This window comes from Ilyomonas limi (assembly GCF_005233845.1).
In the GTDB taxonomy this organism is placed as follows: Bacteria; Bacteroidota; Bacteroidia; order Chitinophagales; family Chitinophagaceae; genus Ilyomonas; species Ilyomonas limi.
The window spans coordinates 1-6609 of the sequence record NZ_SZQL01000043.1 but is presented as its reverse complement, the minus strand read 5'-3'; the positions used below and the strand labels follow the sequence as shown (position 1 = coordinate 6609).

General features: G+C 43.8%; 10 protein-coding genes. 8 read left to right on the top strand and 2 right to left on the bottom strand.

Going from position 1 to position 6609, the window contains the following annotated elements:
• Positions 1–348 precede the first annotated feature (348 nt).
• Positions 349–1527: a hypothetical protein gene (locus FC093_RS23240; RefSeq protein ID WP_137264215.1), complete on the top strand. Its 1179-nt coding sequence runs from the start codon at positions 349–351 to the stop codon at positions 1525–1527.
• 401 nt (positions 1528–1928) lie between these two features.
• Here FC093_RS23240 and FC093_RS23940 read toward each other — a convergent pair whose 3' ends face one another.
• Positions 1929–2069, bottom strand: coding sequence for a hypothetical protein (locus FC093_RS23940; protein WP_170971208.1), 141 nt, complete (start codon positions 2067–2069; stop codon positions 1929–1931).
• 302 nt (positions 2070–2371) lie between these two features.
• On the opposite strand from FC093_RS23940, the gene FC093_RS23235 reads away from it, so the two are divergent.
• Genes FC093_RS23235 through FC093_RS23225 form a run of 3 tightly spaced genes read left to right on the top strand, consistent with a single transcriptional unit; the run spans position 2372 to position 3590 of the window.
• Entirely contained in the window at positions 2372–2563 is a 192-nt protein-coding gene (locus FC093_RS23235) for a hypothetical protein (protein ID WP_137264214.1), read from the top strand.
• A gap of 44 nt (positions 2564–2607) precedes the next feature.
• A complete protein-coding gene (locus tag FC093_RS23230) occupies positions 2608–3366 on the top strand; it encodes a hypothetical protein (protein ID WP_137264213.1) in 759 nt (252 codons plus the stop codon).
• Positions 3367–3407: 41 nt separating this feature from the next.
• The gene (locus FC093_RS23225; RefSeq protein WP_137264212.1) at positions 3408–3590 is read left to right on the top strand and encodes a hypothetical protein; all 183 of its coding nucleotides are present in this window, start codon (positions 3408–3410) and stop codon (positions 3588–3590) included.
• A gap of 398 nt (positions 3591–3988) precedes the next feature.
• Here the strand turns inward: FC093_RS23225 and FC093_RS23935 are convergent, their stop codons facing one another.
• Entirely contained in the window at positions 3989–4159 is a 171-nt protein-coding gene (locus FC093_RS23935; protein WP_170971207.1) for a hypothetical protein, read from the bottom strand.
• A 27-nt stretch (positions 4160–4186) separates the two neighbouring features.
• Here FC093_RS23935 and vapB point away from each other — a divergent pair, with 27 nt between their 5' ends.
• The 4 genes from vapB to FC093_RS23205 all read left to right on the top strand — a co-directional run bounded on the left by vapB (position 4187) and on the right by FC093_RS23205 (position 6278).
• A complete protein-coding gene (vapB, locus tag FC093_RS23220; RefSeq protein WP_206106674.1) occupies positions 4187–4489 on the top strand; it encodes a type II toxin-antitoxin system VapB family antitoxin in 303 nt (100 codons plus the stop codon).
• The gene (locus FC093_RS23215) at positions 4489–4875 is read left to right on the top strand and encodes a type II toxin-antitoxin system VapC family toxin (protein ID WP_137264211.1); all 387 of its coding nucleotides are present in this window, start codon (positions 4489–4491) and stop codon (positions 4873–4875) included. Before vapB ends, FC093_RS23215 begins: the two co-directional genes overlap by 1 nt.
• A 169-nt stretch (positions 4876–5044) precedes the next feature.
• Positions 5045–5812 (top strand): helix-turn-helix domain-containing protein, encoded by a 768-nt coding sequence (locus tag FC093_RS23210; protein WP_137264216.1) that lies wholly within the window; start codon positions 5045–5047, stop codon positions 5810–5812.
• Positions 5813–5885: 73 nt separating this feature from the next.
• Positions 5886–6278, top strand: a complete 393-nt coding sequence (locus FC093_RS23205; RefSeq protein ID WP_137264210.1) for a DUF1398 domain-containing protein — start codon at positions 5886–5888, stop codon at positions 6276–6278.
• Positions 6279–6609: the final 331 nt, after the last annotated feature.

Genomic DNA, 6609 nt, shown 5'->3' with positions numbered 1-6609 from the left:
TGAATAAGAGATGGAAAAATTATAACCGAACTTATAGCCATCAAAAAGCAACTGTATAGCAATTACAGGACTAAAAATTATATTTGTATAACCGAATCAGGATTTATTTAATAATCTGTATAGCTATTTTAGGACGAGTCACGGGTAGAGTCCCTTCATAGTAAAGCCATAGTAAAGGCATGGATAGTGCATGAGGAGTGCATCAACCCCCATGCAAACAGTGGCAGCCGCTAAGAAAGAGGCTAATACCTGCTGTTAGTAATCTGCAAATCCAATATCAATAACTATTTACCCGCATGCCCAACATCCAACACTGCCATCCAATATCTGTTTACCAAAATGATTCGCATGCATTATCCCTTAGCAACCCTGCACCCGCTTATCCAGCAGCACCTGCACCCCCGCCGCTTACTGAAGCACGCCCGGCAGTGCACCCCCACACAGGCTACCTGGCAGGCTGCCTTTAAACACGCCGCCTGCCTGCGGGTAGCTTTTATGCAGCAAACGGTGCTGGCAAAGGATAGCGCCGCCTTAACGCTGCTGGTACAGGCGTGCACGGCAGGTGCCGTAAGCCTTGCCAACCGCCTCCATGCTTACGGGGCTGCTTTGCGTGCAGCGGAAAGCCGCTATGAGCAAATAGCGCACCTGCAGGCGCAATATGCCGTATTAGAAAAGCAGCTACTCTGTTTTGTGCAGTACCTACGGCGCTATTTCCCGGCGCATTTCAACCAGGAGCAGCCGCTTCCCTGTAGCAGTACACAAAAAGCACAGCAGCGGCTGGCAGCCCATGTGGCTACCTTGCAGGCTGCCCTGCAAACCACCGGCGCAGCAGACTCCTTTATTGCTGTTGTACTTGCTCCTTTTACGCCCTGCATACAGGCTGCTCCTGTTCAGCCGCTTACGTATGGCAGGCTGCTATACCTCCAACGCCTGGCGCAGGAACTGCACGATTGCATCCACCACCCTGCTACGGCAGATACCACCATTGCAGTAATTGTTTGTTTGACTCAAAACAACTGCAATCACCCGGCATTGGTGCAGTACCTGGTGGCGCAATGGCAGCAGCACACAGCCGAGCTGCCCCTGCCGGAAGCAGCAGCGTTTTGGGCTACCCGTCTGCGCGAATACACCCTGATGCCCCACTACGGCAGGGAAGGACTGTACCCGGCACTTCCCCCGCTACGCGACAGTATAGTAGCAGCTATCCGGCACGAAATACAGGATGCCGGCGCCATAGCCAGCCATACGGCAGCGCCCCCGCGGCAGGGGGCGGAGCCACTGGTGACTACGTCGCTGTCTGTAACCCAGCTTGCCGTACTGCTGCGCCTGCTGGTGCACTGCGGCATGATCAAATGCAGCAATCAAAGTGCTTTGTTCCGGCAGATAGCCGGTGCGGTGCGTACTGAAAAAGCAGCTAAGCTGTCTGCCGAAAGCCTGCGTATCAAGTATCATACGCCGGAGCGCACCGCCATCAGCATTGTTAAAGACTGCCTGCTGCAGATGGTGAGCGCCCTGCATAAGCTATAATGGTATATAACCACCCGTCCATTAGACCGGGTTATAACCTGTACTACTGCCTAAACGGGCTCTTTAAATCACCACCTGTAAACATTGGAACACAGCGGCGCTCAGGCACAGACCACTAATGGTGCACAACTAAACAACAGTAGTGCAACTTAGCGTAGGTGGTGGCGCTGGCCCGGGCGAACTATCTCACCGAGACTAATAAAAAACATTATTTACGAAGTAATGCGCGGAGCGATGGTGCCGTCCTTGAACCCGCATAGCGGTATCACTGAGACCAAAGAAAAACATTATTCACGAAGTAACTAAGCGAAGCGGTATCACTGAGACCAAAGAAAAACATTATTCACGAAGTAACTAAGCGAAGCGTTCTCATGAATACCATTGAAAAAACATCAATTCATTCATACTTTTTTGGGTACCTCTTGTGTTAATGCCTGCCCCGACAAGTCGGGGACAAAAGGTATAATCAACAGCTTACTATATTCAATCACACTCAACAACACCTGCCATCCCAACAGCACATCTAAAATGGATTCATTCAAAAGTTATTGATATAACGATGTACTTAATACATTGTCAACAAAATTATTTCATATTATAGAGATGGGTGTTTGAAGGATGATTTCAGCATTATAGTTTTTATCTTTCTTTTTCTCTTGAAAGAAAAAGAAACAAAAAGTTATGAATGTATTGATGTTTTTTCAATGGTATTCATGAGAACGCTTCGCTTAGTTCAAGGACGGTATGATCGCTCCGCGCATCCGTCCGTGCCTCCGCACTACTTACTCTAAAATGGATTTTAGTATTATAGTAGTTGGTTAGGCTGACAAAAATCCTTTCTACAATGTACTTAACCTGTCCTCCTTATTTACTGCAACAACTACCCGCTTACCTCCTGCAACAAAAAACATTTTCGCTGCAACTCCTTGCTATTCAATCACCTTACACGGGTACTATTACCCCTGTTACTGTTCCCGCCTTTGCTACCTCGGTAAGTTTGCCTTGTCAATCACCTGTCATACGCGTGGATGGGTGATCGCAATAAACAAACCATTTTATAAACATTAAAAACAAACAGTTATGGCAAAACAAACAGGCATATTGCCTATTGAAGGAACAATTGGCAACATTACTTTTTTCAAATCCAAAGATGGCTATATGGTCAGGAGCAAAGGCGGGGTGTCTGCAAGCAAAATAGCTACTGATGCAGCCTTCCAGCGCACCCGCGAAAACATGGCAGAGTTTGGCAGGGCAGGCAGCGCAGGTAAACTGCTGCGGACAAGCCTGCGCAGCACCATTGTAAAAGCAAAAGACAACCGCATGGTAAGCCGCTTAACCGCTCAGATGCTTAAAGTAGTGCAGGCAGATGCCACCAGCGACCGCGGACAGCGCAATGTAATAGACGGCGAAGCCACCTTGCTGGAAGGCTTCGACTTTAATAGCGGTGCAAAGCTGTCTGCCACATTATACGCCCCTTATACACTCACTTTCACCCGGAGCACGGGTACAGTACAGGTAAGCATCACAGACTTTATACCGCCCGGCATACTGACGGCACCCACAGGTACTACGCATTTTCAATTGTTTATGGCTGCGGCTGCCATAGACTTTGAAGCAGCCACATACGATGCCGTAAGCAGTGCTTCGGGAGAGCTGGTATATAGCCACACGGCTACCGGCGCCATCACCCTCAGTGCTGTATTACCGCCCAACAGTACGCACCCGGTATTCCTGGTGCTGGGTGTAGAGTTTTTACAGCAGGTAAATGGAAAACAATACTCGCTGAATAATGGCGCTTTTAATGCCTGCAGTATCGTTAAGGTAGACAGCCCGGTGTAGGAAGTACAGTAAACCCTATTTATGTACTTTAAAACAGCAATATGCAAAGCAATACCTGGCAGTACACCATAGCTGCTGCGCTTACCGGCACCGGCATCGGTATCTACAAAGCCATAAACGCAGCCCCTTTCCTGCAATCGGTATTACTCACCGCCGTTAGTTCGGCAGTAAGCTGTATCGTTTCTTTCTGCCTGCAACGGCTGATTAAAAAACTAAAACAGTAACAAACAGCAAGCCCGGCATATAGCCGGGTTTGTTATTAATAGGTTATGCTGCTTACCTGTCTCTCCCTGGCGCAGGCATCTGATGCTGATGGCTATTAGGGAGCATGCGCTTTCCTACTTGTGTAACTGCCTTTTCTGCCGGCTGGTGTTTTAAAAGGCTATGCGCATCAGGCGTAGTTACCAGCAAGCCATTCTGCCTGTATGCTCCCCACAGTTCAAACGCTAATCATTCCCCCTGAAACAACCATTTCAAACTGCCACTGTGTCCACTCTGCCAATAGCGGAAAATCCCACCGGCGCATTGCCGAACTATGGAAATAAAAAAAGCGAATGAAAAAGCATTCATTATCAAGGTTCAAATTTCCTTTGACTTATTGGTGAGTTCGTGTAATATTGTGTTAGCCAAAATGCCGCCAATCATCACCTTTCTTAAAAGCAGTGGCAGGGAACTTCACCTCAAAAGGATAAGTATTCGTCATCATAACACCGGCAATTCGGCTAACATACAGTTTTGTGCTATGCTGGCTGACGGGTGGTGTTTCGGCTTTTTGTTTTTTATTATGCTCCATATCTTAATTTCAGTTTGATGTTAAAAAATGCCAGCACAGCCACAAAGCTGGCAGGGCGTTGCCTGCAAGCTTCAATTTCCTCAATTTGACAGCCTTTTTTATCTTTACGTTTCAAGTAATAGTATTATGACAGACTTGCAACTATATTCAGAACTTTCATCACTGCCGACAGACCTCAAAAAAGAGGTTCAGGATTTTATTGAGTTTCTAAAAACCAAAGCAAGAAAGCAAAATGCTAGCAAACAAAGGAAGTTTGGTGCTGCAAAAGGCTTCTTTAAAATGCATGCTGACTTTGATGAACCTTTAGAAGACTTTAAAGATTACATGTAATGGACTTGCTTTTAGACACACATGCATTTATCTGGTTTTTAAACGGAGACAGCCAGTTACCTGCTGCTATCAAAAACTTAATTGCGGACACTTCGAATAAGTGTTTTCTAAGTATCGGCAGCATCTGGGAGATTGCTATAAAAGTCAGCTTAAATAAGTTAGAGTTGCAGGGCGACTTTAATCACATTGCAGGTTTTTTAATTGACAATGACATTGAAGTGCTGCCTATTACTTTTGAGCATATACAACGTTTATTGCGACTGGAGTTTCATCATCGTGACCCATTTGACCGTATCATCATTGCACAAGCTTTGACAGAAAACCTGACTCTTGCAACTAAGGACGGTATTTTTTACAAATATGGAGTGAACATCACTTGGACATAAGCCAGCAGGCAACAAAGGGTTTGCTGCCATAGCGGCTAGACGGAAGCCATTCAACTACTGGAATTCTATTGAGCATTTCAGCTATATTTGGTCTGACGGAACTATATTGCCGCTCCGGCAGCAAGCCTTAAACGTTAGCGGTAATTTTCGGGCGACACTTAACTTCAAAATGAGCTTTTATAAAATCATACCAACAGACGAATTAAAGCCTTACATAAAACACTTTGCAATTTCCGAAAGTTCTCAACAACACATATACAAGGTTCTTCCTTCAACAAAACTTGTCATAGGTTTTCAATACAAAGGATTTTTGAATTCTCTTGGAAACAATATGCAAAACACTTTGGCAACTGCAGGTATTACCGGAATACAAAACAGTTTCAAAACTTTTGAGAACACCGTCGTTACAGGAACTGTTCTTGTTTATTTTACAGAAACAGGTTTTACTTATTTTTCCAATTTGCCAGCGCATGAATTATTTAATCAGAGTGTTTCGCTTGACAACATCTTCGAAAAAAATAAAATTGAAGAAGCGGAAGAAAAGTTATCGTCTGCTGCATCACATAAAGACAAAACAAAGATCATTGAACAGTTTTTATTGTCGCAGCTAAAAGAGAGAAAAAAAGATAAATTAATTGTTGAAGCTGTCAAACTTATCTATCAATCAAATGGCTTAATTAGAATAAAAGAATTAACACAAAAGCTGTTTATCAGTCAAAGTCCGTTCGAAAAAAGATTTCGAAGCCTTGTTGGTACAACTCCCAAAAAATTTGCTTCCATTATTCGTTTTAATGCCGTTTTAAATGATTTAGAAAAAGCGAAGTCTCTTACCGATTTATGTTTTGAACATAACTTTTTTGACCAGGCACATTTCATAAAAGATTTTAAACAATACACCGGCGACACGCCGGAAAGTTTTAAACGGCTTTTGGAATAAACGATTTTTTACAATTACAGACTTTAACGTTGTTCGAGTTTTGTAGCATTAATCACAATTAAACAATTAAACAATGTTTACAATCGAACAAATCAAAGCAGCACATTCCAAAGTTAAAAGCGGTGCTGATTTTCCATCCTATGTTCAGGAAATGAAATCTTTAGGCGTTTTATTTTATGAGCATTTTGTTTCAGATGGACACATCCAATATCAGGGTTTAAATAACTTTACACTTTTGGCTGATGCAAAGTGGGCATCGGTAGAAGTTGCAGAAATAGGATATCACGAAAGTCTTAGAAACAGCTTGTTAATTCATCAGCAAGGACAGACTGACTATCTCACTTTTTGCAAACAGGCAGCAGAAGCCGGCGTTCAAAAATGGACAGTTGACATGCAGAATATGACTTGCACTTATTACGATAAATCTGACAATAAAATGTTAGTAGAAGAAATTCCAACGACATAAAACTGCCGCTAACAAAAGTATTGCCAAAAGCGGGGCAGACATTACGCAGCATTAGCAGTTGTTTCGCTAATCATCTTCAGTTATCAGGGTGACGGCATTCTATCGGCAACAAATGTTATCTTCGGCAAAAGAAAATAAATCAGCTTCGGTATCGGCTGACACGGCGCTAATATCCCGCCTTCGGCAATACCGATTCGTTGGCTGTAATTGTATAGTCCTGAAATAGGTTGACTCCAAAAATGTGGATAAGTCAACTTAAAACAGGACAAAAAAATGAGCAAAAAACAGAGTTCGCAGCGCAGTGAAGCGCAAAAATTATTCTACACAGAAG

Excerpts from the sequence above, each read along its gene's own strand:
- FC093_RS23240 (WP_137264215.1), top strand. The coding sequence starts at position 349 with ATGCATTATCCCTTAGCAACCCTGCACCCGCTTATCCAGCAGCACCTG.
- FC093_RS23235 (WP_137264214.1), top strand. The coding sequence starts at position 2,372 with ATGTACTTAACCTGTCCTCCTTATTTACTGCAACAACTACCCGCTTAC.
- FC093_RS23230 (WP_137264213.1), top strand. The coding sequence starts at position 2,608 with ATGGCAAAACAAACAGGCATATTGCCTATTGAAGGAACAATTGGCAAC.
- FC093_RS23225 (WP_137264212.1), top strand. The coding sequence starts at position 3,408 with ATGCAAAGCAATACCTGGCAGTACACCATAGCTGCTGCGCTTACCGGC.
- FC093_RS23935 (WP_170971207.1), bottom strand. The coding sequence starts at position 4,159 with ATGGAGCATAATAAAAAACAAAAAGCCGAAACACCACCCGTCAGCCAG.
- vapB (WP_206106674.1), top strand. The coding sequence starts at position 4,187 with ATGCCAGCACAGCCACAAAGCTGGCAGGGCGTTGCCTGCAAGCTTCAA.
- FC093_RS23215 (WP_137264211.1), top strand. The coding sequence starts at position 4,489 with ATGGACTTGCTTTTAGACACACATGCATTTATCTGGTTTTTAAACGGA.
- FC093_RS23210 (WP_137264216.1), top strand. The coding sequence starts at position 5,045 with ATGAGCTTTTATAAAATCATACCAACAGACGAATTAAAGCCTTACATA.
- FC093_RS23205 (WP_137264210.1), top strand. The coding sequence starts at position 5,886 with ATGTTTACAATCGAACAAATCAAAGCAGCACATTCCAAAGTTAAAAGC.